The organism is Coleofasciculus sp. F4-SAH-05 (genome assembly GCF_040222985.1).
Lineage (GTDB): Bacteria > Cyanobacteriota > Cyanobacteriia > Cyanobacteriales > Coleofasciculaceae > Coleofasciculus > Coleofasciculus chthonoplastes.
Map to the genome: position 1 here is coordinate 17,625 of NZ_JAVKBY010000205.1, position 15,583 is coordinate 33,207.

Consider the following 15,583-nt stretch of genomic DNA (forward strand, 5'->3'; position numbering starts at 1 on the left):
GTCGGAGATCTTTCTGGGAATGGCAGATGCGTTAGATAAACAGCGCTGGCGAAACCTGGAAGTAATCGCCAAGTGCCTTAGCTTGTGCTTTACTAATGAATCGCTTGCCGTTTACTACCTCAGACACTACACCACTCGATCCAATAACACCCACCAAGTCAGCTTGACGAGTACCACTGGATTCCATGATGTGTTGGAGAATTTCATGAGGTGTGGCTTGATCCATCGGATAGTTCTGTTCTTCATAGGCTTCAATCAACGTTACGAGCAACTTGTGTAACGCTTTCTCCTCTGGAGTTCGGTTTTTGGCAAAGGTTAGCCGTTCTGCCTCTGCTAGGACGCGGTCATACTCCTGTTCGGTCTCAATCACTTTGGGCGCGACTTGTGCGAGTAGATGGCGATAAGCGTTTTGGTCAAAAGTAAGGATCATTTTTCCACTTGCCCTTGTCATATTCGGCATGAGTTAAAAAATATTTGTAGTAAATTGTTTGAGTTTCGTAGTCGATACCGACAATCAGACGATAGTTATTGCCTTTGATATTGAAGACAGTAAAATTTCCAACCGCTTCAGCGTCTCGGTAAATCTTCCGAACGTCCTCCAAATTTTGCCATTGTGCCTTCTTGAGTGTTGCGTACCATGCATCAATTTGGTTTTTGACATCGGGGTACTGGGCAGCATCAACGCGGAGGTTACTAATTGCAATTAGGTGCATATGTCTTTACTTTAGCTTTTCGTGTCATAGGCAGGAAAAGATTATATTTAGTATCATTTGGTTCATGGGGGTATATGTCACTTTTTAGGTTGAGTTTGAGTTGACGTAACCCAACTCAGCGGGTTAGTGTGAACATTATTTGCTCTCTCTAACATACTCCTGTTTATTTATGCTCTCATTTTGAGAGGGCTTTGTCAAGATTGGATAGCTCTATGCCTAAATTTGGTTGGAATTGGTCGTGCGATCGCCTTAGACTTGAGTGAACGGCTTGAAACCAAGGTATAGCAAGGCTTTCAGTTTTGAAAATTGCCACAACCTAAATAGGATTGCTATATAATGTTCATTTGTGTTTTTTCTAGGGGGTTATTATTACTATTATATCTGTTGCGACCTATTTAGGGCTGCTATATATTCCCACAACTCGACATTCGCGATCGCATGGCTGATGGCGAAGACAGCACCACGACGAAATAGAAATAAGCGCGATCGCGTTTATTTCGTAGTGGTGTTGCAGGAGAGTGGATGTTGGGTTTCCTACGTCAACCCAACCTACGGTGATGGGCGATCACCGCTTGGTACAAGCGTATTACTGCCCTACCCTCTTGGCAGCAAACGGAACTGGATGACGATGCCTTCAACACCTGGAAATCCTGCATCATAGATAGACTTAGACAAATTACTAGGCGCGATCGCATTGATCATTTAGAATATATAAAGGTGATCACGCTACCTTTCCCTTTAGAAATTACTGCTGCATCATACCAACCGCCGGCAAACATCTCTAAACCCAACAGGCAAGGCGGTCAAGGGAAATTTTAGTGGGTCTGTTACTTCTACCCTCCAGTCCTGAGTCTAAAAGCTAGTCTGGACAATGCTTTCAGTCATCGATGCGACTGAAAAGCTTTTATAGAGAAAATTAGCAAACTTGAATCCATTAACCATGTTAGTGTGATTCAAGTTACATCAGTGGAGTGCAGTCAATTACCCTGACCAACGGGAATTATCACGTTACCGTTAATCTACCTATCACAATGCACTACCTTAAAATCGTGGATACTAAAAATTAGTTTCTTTCCATGAGGGGACTTTTCGTATGCAAATGCAAAATACCATAGAGCAACTCCCTGAAGGCGGAATGGGCATCAAAATTATTTCCCAGATAGCCGATGAGATCAGGTATATTCGCACCCGAGACCATAAAAATTGTTTGTTCATCAGCAAAGTCTATGACCAAGAACCTGTTAAACTATTACCGAAATGCCACCAAAAAAATTTATTTTCTCGGTTAGTTTGTGTCTGCCGCCGCTTGATTTTGACTCTGGTCAATTCCTATCGCAGAAACCGGGCGAAGTCTCGTTATAGAAACCTGAGGCTTACCGTCAATAGCGACCTAAATTCTGTAGAGCAAATTTTAGAGTGGTATGGACAGCTTCAGCATTTACCCATTCCCCAACAGGTTTGGCAATTAGGTCAAATCGCTCTAGTTGAGGCATTTACAAATGTTGTTCGTCACGCCCACAAAGGCTTATCTAAATCGACTCCCGTTGACTTGGAAATCACTGTATCAAATCACCGTTTAGATATGAAAATTTGGGATTATGGACAGCCCTTTGATTTAGAATCCAAATTGAAAGAACTTTAGCTGAAAAACATTTGGGTCATTGAGAGTCCCCTAGGGTTTTCTTCTTGAAACGTTGTTTCTCCCTTAATCATGAATCCTGAACAGATGACAGACAAACCTGTTCAGGGTAAAAGATTAGGAATATACTCTTGCCGTATGAGTTTAGCCGCTAAGTCTCGCCTAGCAACTGTGCTTTCCTAGTCCCCCGTTTCTGAAGAGATAAGTAAAATCATGCTTGTACTATCTCATCAATGATAGTATCGTTGTGGCAGGGTGACTCCTAGAGAAAGATGCAACGATTGAAAAAATTACTCCTTCTATTCAAAAATTCTTGTGGGGACAACTCATTTCTGAGTGCGATTGAACAGGTTGAGGGCATTGTCTCCAAGATTTTGTCCATAGTGATGATTGCTGTCATCTTGGTGGCAATGTTCGATCTGATTATCGTTCTCTCCCAACAATTGCTGGTTGAACCCTTCGGTTTCTTTAATGAAAACTTGTTTGAAATTTTTGGGCTATTTTTAAATGTTCTGATTGCCCTGGAAATTCTGGAAAACATTACTGCCTATCTGCGTAAGCATGTTGTTCAAGTTGAACTTGTTATCGTCACCTCCCTAATAGCCGTTGCCCGTAAAATTATCATTCTCAACCTTGACAAAACGGGAGGCATTGAAATTATTGGTTTAGCCCTGGCTATTCTATCACTCTCGATCAGTTATTGGATTATCCGCCGCACTACGCCGAAAAAACCTTATTGAATTTGTCATTCGTCATATCATGTCAGCCTAAACAGTTATCATTTCCTTACATAATTGTGATTTAAACTATGACTCACTTCTTCCAATTTGAGCAAGATTTCGTCGATTCCTTACGCTGCATCCCTATGCAGGTACGAATGAAATTAGACACCTGTGGCGTCAAACTTAAATTAGCCCACTGGCATCAATTTACCCAGCAAGAACGCCAAACGTTAGTGGAAATGCCCACAACCACAGCCCAAGAAAGCCAAGCCTATCAGCAGTATTTACAAGACTTAGTGACGAATTATACCGGGAAACCTGCCTCAGAACTGCCTATCGATCCTAATCCAGCCTGGATGGATGCGACGATAATTCCTGAGGATGTTCAAACGAAAGCCCAAGAAGTTGGCGTTTCCCTCATGCCTGAACAGTGGGAAGCCCTAACTCCCACCCAGCGCTTTGCCCTAATTAAACTGACGCGCCCTAGTCATGAAAACCGAAACTTTTTGCCTGCACTCAAAGAATTTAAGATTATGTAATTGTCATTCGTCATTCGTTATACCAAATCCGGGGAACGCTACCCCCGTTATAACCCAGTCCGCGTAGGCGGACTTAGTTTGTGTAGCAGCGATTTCAATCGCCTCCTCTTGCTTGTCATTCGTCATTCGTCATTTGTTCATGGATAATTCCCTTAGTTCATTGCCATGCGATTTAAGGAATTAGAAATTGACGATTGAGATGATCGAACATTTGAATCTACCTGCTTTTGATAGACATTTGAACAACAGTACTGCTGTAGATTAGGTTCAATGGGGATTTCAATCACAAACTCTGTTCCCTGACCTGGTGACGAAAAGCACTTGAGATGTCCACCATGCTTTTCCACCACAATCTGATAACTAATAGATAAGCCTAATCCCGTACCCTTGCCAACAGGTTTGGTCGTAAAGAAGGGGTCAAATAGTCGCTGCTTAACAGAATCGGGAATACCCACGCCATTATCGGCAATCCGAATAGCAATCCAGTTTTCGTTGATCACCTGCGTACCAACCTCAATCATGGGGTTTTTGGATGAAGTACTCTCGCCCAATGCGCCTTTCTCTAACCCTTCTTCTAAGGCATCAAGTGCGTTACACAGAATATTCATGAACACTTGGTTCAATTGTCCTGCATAGCACTCGATCAAGGGTAAGTCACCATAGTTTTTGACAACGGTAATTGCGCTTTGCCTTGCTTTGCCTTTGATGCGGCTTTGCAGAATCAACAGGGTATTATTAATCCCTTCATGAATATCCACCGAGGTTTTCTCGGCACGATCTAGATGAGAGAAGTTCCGCAGCGATCGCACGATGTGATAGATCCGATCTGCCCCCACTTTCATCGAATGCAGTAATTTTGGCAGATCTGTGGTAATGAAATTGAGATCGATGAGTTCGATATGCTCTTGAACGTTGGCTGAGGGTTGGGGACTGGATTCCTGATAAAGTTCAAGTAACTCTAATATATCCTGAAAGTATTGCTCGGCGTAATTCAGGTTCCCATAGATAAAGTTCACCGGGTTGTTAATTTCGTGAGCGACGCCAGCAACTAATTGCCCTAAACTCGACATTTTTTCGGAGTGGACGAGTTGAGCTTGAGTATGTTTAAGCTTTTGCAGGGCGTCTTGCAGTTGCTGAGTCTGTTGTTCCAACTGGGTTTGCGATCGCCGCAGTTGATGTTCGACTTGCTTACGTTCCTTAATTTCCCGTCTGAGTCGCTGATTAACTTGTACCAGTTCAGCCGTGCGTTCGGTAACCCGTCGTTCTAAGTCATCATGAGCATTTTGTAGCGCTTCTTGTGCCAGTTTGCGTTCAGTGATATCGCGGACTACCTTGGTAAACCCGCGCAATCGCTCTTTCTTGTCGTACAGTGCTGTAATCACTGCATTTGCCCAAAACCTTGATCCATCCTGGCGAACTCGGTAACTTTCATCCTCAAACCGACCGTTTTCTGCCGCGATTTTCAGGGCTTGCTCTAGTTTACCTGCCTGAACATCTTCCGGTAAATAAAATCGAGACACGGATTCACCGAGAATCTCGTCTTCTCGATACCTATTAATCCGTTCAGCACCCTGATTCCAACTGATCACCCGTCCCTCTGGGTCTAGCATATAAATGGCATAGTCTTTAACATTTTCCACCAGACAGCGAAAGCGTTCTTCACTATCGCGTAGGGCTTCCTTAGATTGCTTACATTCAGTTTGATCACGCACCACAGCGTAAATCAATTTATTTTCGGGGTGGATTGAGACATTCCATAACAGCGATTTGTAAGACCCATCAGCACAACGACAGCGATTTCTAAAGCGGATCGATGCAGTCGGATTATGGGTAAGGGTTTCTAGCTTCGCGATCGTTACCTGGTGATCGTGCGGATGGATCAAGTTCAGCCAAGGTTGCGCTAAAAGTTCCTGGTGAGTAAAGCCAAGTATTTCCTCCCATCGGGGATTAAGTTGCTGGAAATGACCATCTTCCCCCAACACGCACAGCATATCCAACGAGAGCGTGAAAAAAGGATCGGAAGCCTGGCTCCCGGTGCTTGAGGTTGGCGGTAAAAAATTTAGCATTTTATAGCTGGGGCTTTATTATGGGAACTCTTATCTTTATTTCTATTTTCTTTCAGATGAAGAGTTGTAGATGCAGTTTCCCCGGTTATGCATTCGTCTCCTTAGGCTTAAGTTTAAAGGAGTTTAGACCTAACGCTTCGCTGTAATGATTAGAATTACTACTGGGTATGATTAGTTTTGTTTATAACTTAACCCGATAAGTCAGTGCAGGGCGCACGGGACGTCTTTGGTGTCAAAGTAATCGTTAGCTGGGCAGTTGTATAGGCGATCGCGTTTGGATCGATGGCAGTCTTGAATCTTTGTTAAACAAAGACTTGATGCAGATGGGACAATTGTAGCACGGCTGACCTGTTCGCCACACCCCACACCCAGTTTGACAGCCTGTCTTTTGACAATGGTTTGCTGCTTTGCCAGAATCAAGAGCCAAATATTATCAGCTTCAGTGTCCCATGTCCAAAATCTCTTCTCACCACCACAAGCCTCAAGTTTTTGCCATCGGAATTGCTCCATTGGGAATCGTATCTATTGGTGTAGTCCCCATGGGAGTAATTTCAATTGGCTTTGTTCCCATGGGAGTGTTCTCCCTAGGTTCTGTAGCCATGGGAGTCTTCTCGGCTGGGCTAGTTTCTATGGGAACGGTAGCTGTTGGTTTTCAAACGATGGGCTTAGTGAGTATTGGTTCAATGGGTATGGGGAATATTCGTATTCCTATCGGCGCTGAAGAATCCCTCTCTCATCCCGACAACCATTCTCTTCCCACGCCAAACCAACCCGATCATCATTCTCACTAAGTTGTCATTTGTCATTTGTCATTTGTTCTAAAAAACTGAAAATCATCGGTGAAACGGTATTAAAAATAGCGGCAAACATGATAATAAACACCAGATAAATAAGTATAGATGAGTCTGGTTAGGTAAATGGATGTCAGTTAAGAGCGCTTCTATCCGTTCCTCAAGACGATTTTTAGGTGCAGTACAGCTAAAAGCCGCACAGACACTTTCAGAATGCATCAGCGGTGTGCTTACAACCGTCAACAGGGATTCCGCTAACAGTAAAAAATCAACCCGTTGTGCTGCCCATTGATCGGCTCTGATTTCTCGTAACAGTAATAGTTCTTGCCATAGCGCTTCTGTATTAGTTAATCCATAAGAGAATCGCCGCATCCAGCCCAACCAAAAGAACCAAAATGTATCCCGATAATGAAAATGTCCGTCTTCATGGGTGAGAACCGCTTGCAAATGATCAGTGTCCAGCGTCTCTAATAAGCCTTGACTCACCACCAGTTCCGGTTGCCAAAATCCGACTTGAGCGCTAAACACTAAGGGTGTGTTGAGAATGCGGATTGGTCTACCATGAAGGGTTTGCTGAGGATAGGTGCAAACCTGTTGCCAAGAACGCCATCCGGCAAACGCCAGTTTCAACCCGGACACTCCCACAAATCCTAAGAAAGTGCCAGCTAATCCATAACTGAACCAGCCCTCCCATCGCCAAACCATTTGCCCTTGGGGTCCCATGCAGACAATAGAGATTGCTGTCATCATCAGTAGCAATGGCGGAAATAAGAACTTGGTTAAGGCATTTTGCCAGCGCTGCTGATAACTACCCTCGTTTCCTGACCAAGTAATGCGGGTTAACCAAGCCACGGCTAAAGCACTCAGAATTAGGATTAGATGAATCATTGTTCCTCCCTCGCTTCGCGAATGGCTTGCAAACGCTGGGCGATCGCGTCGAGTTGTTCTAGACTAGCTTGGTCGAGACTGTCGGCAAAGGCGGCGATGATATCGGGATTTCCCACCGCCAGGAATCGCTTCAACTGATCATGGGCTTGCAGCATCCGCGCCTGTTCCTTCGAGAGCAAGGGTTGCCAACGAAATGCCCGATCTTGGCGATCGCACGTTAGCCAGCCTTTTTGGGTGAGGCGGCGCAATACTGTGGTTACGGAAGCATAGGCTAACTCTCGGTCTGGATCAGCTAAGATTCGTTCGTGGACATCTTTGGTGGTAGCCGAACCGAGTTGCCAAATAATCTCTAAGATTTCTGCCTCTAATGGACCAAGGGAGAGTTGTTTGGGGCGGTAACTGGGCATGGGAACCATAGAGATGCAATTAAAATCAGGGAATTGGATACCCAGTTTACCCGAATTTGACTTTAAAAGCTGATTTGATATTGGCTGGAATACACTTATCGCGGCTCAAACAGCTAACCTGCTAAATTGGGAGCATCCCAATTTATCCCCACAGCCGACGCCGAGGAGATCCATTGAGACGTTGATGAGTATCAGCTAGCAAACCAGGAATATCCAGTTGTTCCGGACAACGGGGTAAGCAGTCACCACAGCTTGTACACCGATTCCCTTTCACCCCAGCAAACCAGTGACCCGCATTTTCAAACATGCCATAGCGGTATGTCCCGTAATCTGTCATATCATAAGCTACAGCCAAATTCCGCAGCCTTAATACCTCTGGAATATTAATCATTTCCGGACAGGGCAAACATTGGTAACATTGGCTACAGCGCTCCGTTCCTAAAGCGGTCTCAGCTTGGGTTTTTAACCGAGAAAATACCTCAATTTCCTGGGAAGTCAGGGAGTCATCTTGATCCGCAACGGCTAACGGTGCGTCCAATTCCTGTGGATTAGCCGGTCCTACACTCAAGGTGGTAATTCGGCGATCGCTCAATAAAAAACGATAGTTCAACTCCAGTGGCGAGAAGGGATAGCAGAGTTCAACCAGTTTCGCTGGGGGAGTGTAGAATCGTCCACCCTTATCCGCCGGAGATATGATAAACACCCCCATATCCTTCTGGTGCGCTAATTCTACGGCTGGAGCATGGCGCTGAAAGACGTAGTAATAATGTAGGTTGATAAATTCAAATAAATTGGTCTGGATTGCCGCTAATATGATCTCTAGGGGAGCATGAGTGGAAAAGCCAAGGTGTCTAATCCGACCCTCTGCTAAGGCGTCTTGTATCGCCTGCATACACCCTCTAGGGGACTCGACCCAGGTTAGATGTTCCCAGGTGTTAATCCCATGAATGGCTAAGCAATCCAGATAGTCGAGCTGTAGACGCTCTAAGGATTCATCAATCCACTGATCCATGACCTGAGGATCAGGCGTTGGCGGTAGCTTGGTGGTAATCGTGAGTTGTTCTCGGGGTACGGGTAATTTTTTGAGGATATTCCCCAAATATGGCTCACTCTTACCATAACTACGGGCGGTTTCTAGGTGATTAATCCCATTCGCGATCGCGTGCTGTATGGTTTGATCAGCATCGGACTCACCCGCCAAGCAGCGCATGGTTCCCAGGGAAAACACGGATAGCCACAGATTAGTTTTCCCAAACCGTCGATAATGCATTTTTGACATACTCCCGACACTTATCCTTCGGATAAAGTGCGGGCTTCTCCATCCCGTTTCCGAGACTTCGCGTTTTTGAGTGAGGCGATGCCCAACCCCACTTTTTTGATTAAAATACCCGAACACAGATCTCGTGGCATGGAAGCATTGCAATAAGTGTGGCAAGTGTATCTTCAGCTTGTCGATAAAACTTCGGAGGTTCAACCAGAGTTCCATCAGAACAAGCAACAAAATACTCTAGCCCTGAATCTATACCAATACTATTATCTTCTGTCGGATGAATGTCTATTGTCGGAGTATCGGGAACAGACTTGTCCTCTAGAGTTAAGGTGACATACCAACCATCAGCTTTTTTGGTGATTAAAGCACGTTTAACAACAAACCCATCTGGGGTTGGTCGGTGTTGGATGAATTTAATAGCTCCCAGTTTTGGGAAGACAATTCGGTTTCCTTGTATGCAGTCAGCCTTAATAGAAGGAAATGCCATCGTTCGATAGCGATTCTTGCCTTTGAATCGAGGCTTACCACTACGCTTTCCCTTACTATCTCCTTTTAAAAATCGCTTGAAGGCTAAATCGGCCCGTTTGACCACATCTTGCAAAACATGAGCATGGATGTCCTTATACCAAGGGCGTTCTTGCTTCAACTGAACCAAAGAACGTTTTTGTCCATAGTATTCGGGTTGCTCTTTAGGTTGAGCAATACTGCAAGTTAAAGGACAAGCATTGACCGGAGTACGATTCATCTCCCACCACTCCAATCGCTGTGCTAGCAACCAATTATACTGACACCGCAACATATCGAGCCAACGAGTCAGGTGACCGCGTTGTTCGTATGTAAGTTTTAGGCGGTACTGATAGGAGATGATCATTGGATTGTTTAGTCCGTTATAGCAAGTCGCTAGGCGTGTATTTACAACTCCCGTACCTGAAGCTGAGTCCAGATGAGATGTTCGTACAAACAAAGTGTAACTAGACCCTCTAGAAGCGCTATAAAATCAGCTTAGCCTATATTTGGTACGTTGACCCGCTTTGGCTAAAGTCTTCAAGAAGTCAGTCTTATGGAACGAGTCTTACTTCATTGCTAGTTGCGGAGGGGTTAGTGTCTCCCAATTGAAGTCTTATGTTGAGAGACACAACACTCCAGATTGACAACTCCACTCCTTTCCGTTGTCGGGCTATCCTTCCCGACACTCACCCGCTTCGGGTAGAGCGCGGGGCTGTCGCCCAAAGCTCAGTGCGAGTCTCATTTGTCCGTTATCATTTGTCTTTTATGTGTCCAAATCACTAATGGGTAATGACGTTATTCAGGGTGCGTCCAAAACCAAATCCGCACGTTTTGTTATCAGCCAGTCAAAAATGACCCATGACAACGAACTGATAGCGAAATGTAAATCTTATACGACTCCTAAGCTTCACCGCCCGTTTTAAATCCTTTATGCTGGGAAAAGTCTTCCGGTCGGATGCTCGATACAAACTTTCGGAAAGCCTGTCGTTCCTCTTCATCCGCATCTCGATCAACGGGTATTGATGCATCAGCGATAACTTCTTCCATCACCCAGATTGGACTATCTGTGCGAAGCGCGATCGAGATCGCATCACTGGGTCTAGCATCAATTTCTTTTTTGGCTTCACCCTGACGAACGCAGAGGATCGCATAGAAGGTATTATCTTGGAGTGAGTGGATAATAATCCGATCCAACTTCATCTCCCATGTTTCCATGAGACCCACAAACAGATCATGTGTCAGAGGGCGGGGAGCTTTCTGGCGTTCCAAAGCGCTGATAATTGCTTTTGCCTGATCTTGTCCAATGTAAATCGGCAGAGCGCGTCGCTCTAGTGAGTCTTTCAGCAGCACGATTGGGCTACGGGTGACAGCATCTAATGCAATTCCAGCAACTTTCATTTCAATCATTAGCTTAGCCTCTAGAATACAGTCGGCGTCGAGGGTATCAAAGCGAAGCAGTCAAGCCACATTGGATGGATTAAAACTAGAACAAGTATACTAATTTATCCTTACTTCACCGATTAACCCCACAATCAGTCCTCTATCATTGAATTGGGCAGAGATCAAAAAGATTATCTTCTCCAAGTATGCCCCAGTCTCAGGACGTTTGTTTCGGGACTTTATGAAAAAAACACATAACCGTTTATCCTTGTCCCCAATAGCTCTCTAGTGGTTAATCTCCCTCGCTTTGGTGAACTGCCACCTCATTGCTTTATCTCCTAACTTTAAGATAGACTCGTTTTGATCAGCTATGAAGTAAGTGCTTCAAGTGCTTAAATTGTCACTCTGGCTTGATGTATATCGCGGTACTTGGGTAGTACCAATCGTTAAACACTGGTTAGTTCAGAAGAGTTCCTTAGTTAGAGTTACCCTTCACTCCCGGCAAAAACATTTTATCACAGAGCCTCTATAATCGGCGATCCACGACCAGCTACTTTACTTTGATAACATCGTGTTCACAGGATTAATTCAAGCACTAGGCACCGTGCAACCGCTAGGCGGCGATCGCTTTCAGTTGTCTTGTCTTCCTGACAATGCCGCCGTGATTCTACACAATCTTGCTATTGGTGATAGTGTAGCCGTTGATGGAATATGCTTGACGGTTGAGGAAATTTTGACCCAAGGCTTTGTGGCAACCGCTTCGGATGAGACATTAAGTCGTACTACTCTGGGACAACGACATCAGGCAGCCACTTATGTGAATTTAGAAACATCGATACAAGTCGGCAGTAAACTAGGGGGACATTTTGTCACCGGTCACATTGATGGGATTGGTTCTCTTCAGGATTCTGTAAAAACAGCAAATTCCTGGATTATGTGTTTTACTGCACCAGCATCCTTACAAAAGTCATGGCAGCGTCACATTGCTCGGTTTCTGGTGCCAAAGGGAAGTATTGCTGTCAATGGCGTCAGTTTAACCATTGCTGAGTGTGATCCCCAAGGAAGTTGGTTTAAGGTGGCAGTTATTCCCCACAGTTATGCTCAAACCAATTTGAGTTATTTGCAACCAGGAAGCTGGGTGAACTTAGAAAGCGATATTTTAGGCAAGTATGTTGAGAGATTACTAGGGTATCAAGTCCCAAGTGCGAATTCTTTACCCATGAATGATATTTCACCTGAATTTCTCGCCGAACACGGGTATTTGTAAACTACCTACACCAAGTCGGAGTACCGACTATGGAGTAGGCTTTTAGTAGCCCTGTACCAAACCCTTATAAACTAGGTTGGAAGTAGAGACGCGCCATGGCGCGTCTCTACTTTACGACGTAGTTCACACGATAGGTACGAACCTCTAGGCTGATTTACAGACAGCCCCAATAGTTTGATTACGTTAGCACCATTAAAGTCAGCATCGCCTTCCCAGTGGCAATGTCCACAGGAGAAAGTCTTACCACTTCGGTAGGACTTTCCCTTTGTTGGATGAATATGCAAACACTTGTGGCAAGTTTGGCTGCTGTAGGCTGGATTGACCTTGATTACTTCAATGCCAGCACCATTAGCTTTGTACTCAATGAAAACTCGCAACTGATGGAATGCCCAGGAGTTTGAGCGTCTACGCTCTGTTTTGCTTCTAGGTTGTTGATTGGTGCGATTGCGAATTCCTGTTAAGTCTTCGATGGCAATTGAGCATTCAGACTGTTTCGCCTTGCCGACAACGTGCTTACTAATGTTATGGTTTACCCACGATTGAAAGCGCCTCTCCCGACCAGATAACCGTTGCAAAATCTTTCGACAACGACGCCGACTAGACCTTGTGCCTTCTGTAGCCTTCTTCTGGAGAGATGCTCTTGCTCTAGAATATTGGTCACGAACCTGAGTTATTTGTTTTCCTGAAAAACTTTCTCCCTCGCTTGTTACTGCCACATCTGTACGCCCCAAGTCCAATCCAATTACACCTTGAGATTTCTGAGGATTTGGGGCATCACTCTTTACCTGGACATTGACTGAGTAGGTGCCATTTTGATGCTTAACCAGTGTTGCCGATGTTGGAGCAAATCCAGATAATTTACCTTTTTGATAACTGCCAACATCAACTAGAAAGCGTTCTCTCCCTCCTATAAGCGTCAACGATACTGACCAATCTTTCTCCCTAAACGAGAAAATTCGAGCATCGTAATCAGCAGAAGTTGGAAGAAACTTTTTGACGGGTTTGTTCATCCGCTTCGCTGTTTTGCGGTTAGCACTTACCCGATTGATGGCACGGATAGCAAGGTTAGAAGACAGCCCAAAGCGCTCCCGCACTTCACCATAAACCAGGGTTTGAATGGTTACGTTATGGGTAATAGACGGCTCGACAACTTCGTTGATGTAGGTGCAAGCATCGGCAAACGCCTGAAGGGTTGCCTCAATTTTGGCGACTTGCTCAGGCGTGGGGTTGACTTTGCAGACTATCGTTAACACTTGCTTTTCCATTCCATAATTATATCACTGCAATGAGTAATGATGTCGATGCATCCTGACCGCAATTCCTCTCACCGCCAAATCAAAGATTATGGCGGGAGCCTCCTTGCGGTTGAAGGTGAGTAGGGTGGGCATTGCCCACCAACCTTAAGGAGCGTGCCATTTTACTCAATCCGGTGTGCGAGCTAACAACACGGGACAATTCGCATACACCCGCACATAGTCAGACAGGGAAGTCCCCAGCAATCGGTCTAAATCAGGGAGAGACATAGCAATAGTAGGACGGCGTTCAGGAGAACCCAGGACTAACAAATCCACATTCATTTCATCTGCCAAGCGACAAATCTCTCGTCCCGCCTGACCCTTACTATTAATACATTTATAGGCAATACCTTGCTTTTTCGCTTCTGCTGCAGCCGATGCCAAAATCGGATCGGTTTCAGGAGTGGTTATCGGTTCACCCGATGGCGTTTTTTGGTCGGGGTTGACGTGAACTAAATACAGTTGACCGCCTTTGACGTCCCGAATCAGAGACAGCGCCAAATCCAAGCTTTGCTTGGCACTCTCTGATTTATTCATTGACACCATGACTCGGTTGATCCGTTTGACGTAGATCTCGTCTTTCACCAATAACATGGGACGAGAGGACAATTGGAAAACATATTGGCTAACGGAGTTTTCCAAGATGGATTCCAATCGTTTGAGTCCTCGGGAACCCATAATAATCAGGTCAGATTGCTCTTCCTGAGCTACTTGTAGAACTACGTCTTTTGGATCTCCCTGTTTGAGTCGGGGTGTGATTTTGTTGGGATCGATTTTGAGAGACTTAACGGCGTCTGCCAAAATCTTGCCGCCCTCTTCTAGTTTGGCTGACATGGCTTCAGCACTAACTTGGGGGGTGACTACATGGAGAACCGTAACCGATGCCTGTTGCATGATCGGGATTTCGGTCAACATATTAAACATTTCTTCACATAATCCCCGACCGGCAACAGCAAGCAAAATTTTTTCAATCATAGTTTCAATGGTTTCAATCGTTTTGACACTCTCCCTTCTGGAAGAAGGGAGATTCTATGGAGATTTCGCTCCATATATCCCGCCCGATAAACGGGTTCCTAGGCACACAGCGTCAGCCTCAAGGGGTGCTGTGTTATCTCCTTAGTACCCTGTTAATTCAGGGCTCTTGCGTTTCAAACAGAGTTAACGGCTTGGGTTTCGTCGAGTCCCGGCGTACCTTATCTATCAAGTTGACTTCGACTTCGCAGCCGCAAGCCAGCTCTATTCTAGAATAACGGCGAATGAATTCGCCGTGTCGAACTTCATCCCCGATTTAAAAATCATGTCCTCGAACGAAGTGAAGGAACGGGGCTTCCGTTCTCCCGTTCTTTCTCTGTGAGTTGGTTAAGATGAGACTTTCGCCATTGCAGGAGAGTCGGCGCCATATTGCGGTAGAACAGTTATGTATCCATAGAAAAGAAATCTCCATGAACCTTTCAAGACTCTGGCAGGTAATTATTACAGTGGTATTAGTGCTGGGACTCTATATGCCCCCGGTGACGGCGGCTGAAACCCTTTCCCCTAGAACTGATACGTTTAATGCTTTGGTGCAGGAATGTCTGGAACTCCAAGGAGAGACATCTCTGAGTGCTTGTGATCAAGCCATTGAAATGCATCCGGATGATGTGATTCCTTGGTATGGGCGTTCTCGGGTGTTATCGGCTTTAGGACAACAAGAAGAAGCCAATCAGTCTTATGCGCGGGTGCGGGTGATTCAAGCGTACTACAATGCGATCGCGCAACTGCTTGCGCAACAAGAACAGATTGAGTCGTTGATGCAAAATGACGAGCAATTCTCTCAACTCGAAGCCGCGATTAATAGTGAGGATATGGAACAAGAGCAGTTGGAACAACTGCAACAGCTTAAACAACAGATTCTCACACTCCGGGAAAATCCTAGCCTTCTTGATGAAGAAATAGCGGATGCGATGCTTCAGGTACGCGATCGCTTGGCTGATATTATTGGACAAATTTCCGCCACAGCTTCATAACTGGGCGCAAACCGGGCGGAATTTTTGGGCGCAAGCCTTGCGGAATTTCTGGGCGCAAGGATGGTGCCCCTACGAGGATAATCCTTAAATTTA

General features: G+C 45.2%; 17 protein-coding genes and 2 pseudogenes. 9 read left to right on the forward strand and 10 right to left on the reverse strand.

Annotated elements, in window-relative coordinates:
* Positions 1–31: 31 nt before the first annotated feature.
* Positions 32–430, reverse strand: a complete 399-nt coding sequence (locus RIG27_RS24455; protein ID WP_446349518.1) for a helix-turn-helix domain-containing protein — start codon at positions 428–430, stop codon at positions 32–34.
* Positions 414–713, reverse strand: a complete 300-nt coding sequence (locus RIG27_RS24460) for a type II toxin-antitoxin system HigB family toxin (protein WP_446349520.1) — start codon at positions 711–713, stop codon at positions 414–416. The genes RIG27_RS24455 and RIG27_RS24460 overlap by 17 nt, the downstream gene beginning before the upstream one ends.
* A gap of 445 nt (positions 714–1,158) precedes the next feature.
* Here RIG27_RS24460 and RIG27_RS24465 point away from each other — a divergent pair, with 445 nt between their 5' ends.
* The 5 genes from RIG27_RS24465 (at position 1,159) to RIG27_RS24485 (ending at position 3,760) form a co-directional block, all read left to right on the forward strand.
* Positions 1,159–1,374: a hypothetical protein gene (locus RIG27_RS24465; protein WP_446349522.1), complete on the forward strand. Its 216-nt coding sequence runs from the start codon at positions 1,159–1,161 to the stop codon at positions 1,372–1,374.
* 438 nt (positions 1,375–1,812) lie between these two features.
* Positions 1,813–2,355, forward strand: a complete 543-nt coding sequence (locus RIG27_RS24470; RefSeq protein WP_446349524.1) for an ATP-binding protein — start codon at positions 1,813–1,815, stop codon at positions 2,353–2,355.
* Between the two features lie 269 nt (positions 2,356–2,624).
* Entirely contained in the window at positions 2,625–3,092 is a 468-nt protein-coding gene (locus tag RIG27_RS24475; RefSeq protein WP_446349526.1) for a phosphate-starvation-inducible PsiE family protein, read from the forward strand.
* A 68-nt stretch (positions 3,093–3,160) separates the two neighbouring features.
* Positions 3,161–3,613, forward strand: a complete 453-nt coding sequence (locus RIG27_RS24480) for a nitrate reductase associated protein (RefSeq protein WP_446349528.1) — start codon at positions 3,161–3,163, stop codon at positions 3,611–3,613.
* Positions 3,614–3,760 carry a hypothetical protein gene (locus tag RIG27_RS24485; RefSeq protein ID WP_446349530.1) on the forward strand — a complete coding sequence of 49 codons (147 nt, stop codon included), beginning with the start codon at positions 3,614–3,616 and terminating at the stop codon, positions 3,758–3,760. It abuts the gene before it with no gap.
* A 5-nt stretch (positions 3,761–3,765) separates the two neighbouring features.
* Here RIG27_RS24485 and RIG27_RS24490 read toward each other — a convergent pair whose 3' ends face one another.
* Positions 3,766–5,604 (reverse strand): PAS domain-containing sensor histidine kinase, encoded by a 1,839-nt coding sequence (locus RIG27_RS24490; protein WP_446349532.1) that lies wholly within the window; start codon positions 5,602–5,604, stop codon positions 3,766–3,768.
* 524 nt (positions 5,605–6,128) lie between these two features.
* Here RIG27_RS24490 and RIG27_RS24495 point away from each other — a divergent pair.
* Positions 6,129–6,470 carry a hypothetical protein gene (locus RIG27_RS24495; protein WP_446349534.1) on the forward strand — a complete coding sequence of 114 codons (342 nt, stop codon included), beginning with the start codon at positions 6,129–6,131 and terminating at the stop codon, positions 6,468–6,470.
* A 42-nt stretch (positions 6,471–6,512) separates the two neighbouring features.
* Here the strand turns inward: RIG27_RS24495 and RIG27_RS24500 are convergent, their stop codons facing one another.
* The 4 genes and pseudogenes from RIG27_RS24500 to RIG27_RS24515 all read right to left on the reverse strand — a co-directional run.
* Positions 6,513–7,358: a M56 family metallopeptidase gene (locus RIG27_RS24500; protein WP_446349535.1), complete on the reverse strand. Its 846-nt coding sequence runs from the start codon at positions 7,356–7,358 to the stop codon at positions 6,513–6,515.
* Positions 7,355–7,774, reverse strand: coding sequence for a BlaI/MecI/CopY family transcriptional regulator (locus tag RIG27_RS24505; protein ID WP_446349537.1), 420 nt, complete (start codon positions 7,772–7,774; stop codon positions 7,355–7,357). Before RIG27_RS24505 ends, RIG27_RS24500 begins: the two co-directional genes overlap by 4 nt.
* Positions 7,775–7,907: 133 nt before the next feature.
* On the reverse strand, positions 7,908–9,035 hold the full coding sequence (locus RIG27_RS24510; RefSeq protein ID WP_446349628.1) for an aldo/keto reductase: 1,128 nt from the start codon (positions 9,033–9,035) through the stop codon (positions 7,908–7,910).
* Between the two features lie 154 nt (positions 9,036–9,189).
* Positions 9,190–9,906: pseudogene (locus tag RIG27_RS24515) on the reverse strand (RNA-guided endonuclease InsQ/TnpB family protein); the annotation flags it as partial.
* Positions 9,907–10,066: 160 nt separating this feature from the next.
* On the opposite strand from RIG27_RS24515, the pseudogene RIG27_RS24520 reads away from it, so the two are divergent.
* Positions 10,067–10,186 (forward strand): annotated as a pseudogene (locus RIG27_RS24520) (transposase); the annotation flags it as partial.
* A 256-nt stretch (positions 10,187–10,442) separates the two neighbouring features.
* On the opposite strand, the gene RIG27_RS24525 reads toward RIG27_RS24520, so the two are convergent.
* Positions 10,443–10,949, reverse strand: a complete 507-nt coding sequence (locus tag RIG27_RS24525) for a bifunctional nuclease family protein (RefSeq protein ID WP_446349539.1) — start codon at positions 10,947–10,949, stop codon at positions 10,443–10,445.
* 544 nt (positions 10,950–11,493) lie between these two features.
* On the opposite strand from RIG27_RS24525, the gene ribE reads away from it, so the two are divergent.
* Positions 11,494–12,189 (forward strand): riboflavin synthase, encoded by a 696-nt coding sequence (ribE, locus tag RIG27_RS24530; protein WP_446349541.1) that lies wholly within the window; start codon positions 11,494–11,496, stop codon positions 12,187–12,189.
* Between the two features lie 71 nt (positions 12,190–12,260).
* Here the strand turns inward: ribE and RIG27_RS24535 are convergent, their stop codons facing one another.
* Both RIG27_RS24535 and RIG27_RS24540 read right to left on the reverse strand, forming a co-directional pair.
* On the reverse strand, positions 12,261–13,454 hold the full coding sequence (locus RIG27_RS24535) for an RNA-guided endonuclease InsQ/TnpB family protein (RefSeq protein WP_446349543.1): 1,194 nt from the start codon (positions 13,452–13,454) through the stop codon (positions 12,261–12,263).
* A gap of 156 nt (positions 13,455–13,610) precedes the next feature.
* Positions 13,611–14,459, reverse strand: coding sequence for a universal stress protein (locus RIG27_RS24540; RefSeq protein ID WP_446349545.1), 849 nt, complete (start codon positions 14,457–14,459; stop codon positions 13,611–13,613).
* A 389-nt stretch (positions 14,460–14,848) separates the two neighbouring features.
* On the opposite strand from RIG27_RS24540, the gene RIG27_RS24545 reads away from it, so the two are divergent.
* On the forward strand, positions 14,849–15,490 hold the full coding sequence (locus RIG27_RS24545; protein WP_446349547.1) for a tetratricopeptide repeat protein: 642 nt from the start codon (positions 14,849–14,851) through the stop codon (positions 15,488–15,490).
* The last annotated feature ends 93 nt before the right edge of the window (positions 15,491–15,583 follow it).

Coding starts and splice junctions, on each gene's coding strand:
- RIG27_RS24455 (WP_446349518.1), bottom strand. CDS start 430: ATGATCCTTACTTTTGACCAAAACGCTTATCGCCATCTACTCGCACAA.
- RIG27_RS24460 (WP_446349520.1), bottom strand. CDS start 713: ATGCACCTAATTGCAATTAGTAACCTCCGCGTTGATGCTGCCCAGTAC.
- RIG27_RS24465 (WP_446349522.1), top strand. CDS start 1,159: ATGGCGAAGACAGCACCACGACGAAATAGAAATAAGCGCGATCGCGTT.
- RIG27_RS24470 (WP_446349524.1), top strand. CDS start 1,813: ATGCAAAATACCATAGAGCAACTCCCTGAAGGCGGAATGGGCATCAAA.
- RIG27_RS24475 (WP_446349526.1), top strand. CDS start 2,625: ATGCAACGATTGAAAAAATTACTCCTTCTATTCAAAAATTCTTGTGGG.
- RIG27_RS24480 (WP_446349528.1), top strand. CDS start 3,161: ATGACTCACTTCTTCCAATTTGAGCAAGATTTCGTCGATTCCTTACGC.
- RIG27_RS24490 (WP_446349532.1), bottom strand. CDS start 5,604: ATGCTGTGCGTGTTGGGGGAAGATGGTCATTTCCAGCAACTTAATCCC.
- RIG27_RS24495 (WP_446349534.1), top strand. CDS start 6,129: ATGTCCAAAATCTCTTCTCACCACCACAAGCCTCAAGTTTTTGCCATC.
- RIG27_RS24500 (WP_446349535.1), bottom strand. CDS start 7,358: ATGATTCATCTAATCCTAATTCTGAGTGCTTTAGCCGTGGCTTGGTTA.
- RIG27_RS24505 (WP_446349537.1), bottom strand. CDS start 7,774: ATGGTTCCCATGCCCAGTTACCGCCCCAAACAACTCTCCCTTGGTCCA.
- RIG27_RS24510 (WP_446349628.1), bottom strand. CDS start 9,035: ATGCATTATCGACGGTTTGGGAAAACTAATCTGTGGCTATCCGTGTTT.
- RIG27_RS24525 (WP_446349539.1), bottom strand. CDS start 10,949: ATGATTGAAATGAAAGTTGCTGGAATTGCATTAGATGCTGTCACCCGT.
- RIG27_RS24535 (WP_446349543.1), bottom strand. CDS start 13,454: ATGGAAAAGCAAGTGTTAACGATAGTCTGCAAAGTCAACCCCACGCCT.
- RIG27_RS24540 (WP_446349545.1), bottom strand. CDS start 14,459: ATGATTGAAAAAATTTTGCTTGCTGTTGCCGGTCGGGGATTATGTGAA.
- RIG27_RS24545 (WP_446349547.1), top strand. CDS start 14,849: ATGAGACTTTCGCCATTGCAGGAGAGTCGGCGCCATATTGCGGTAGAA.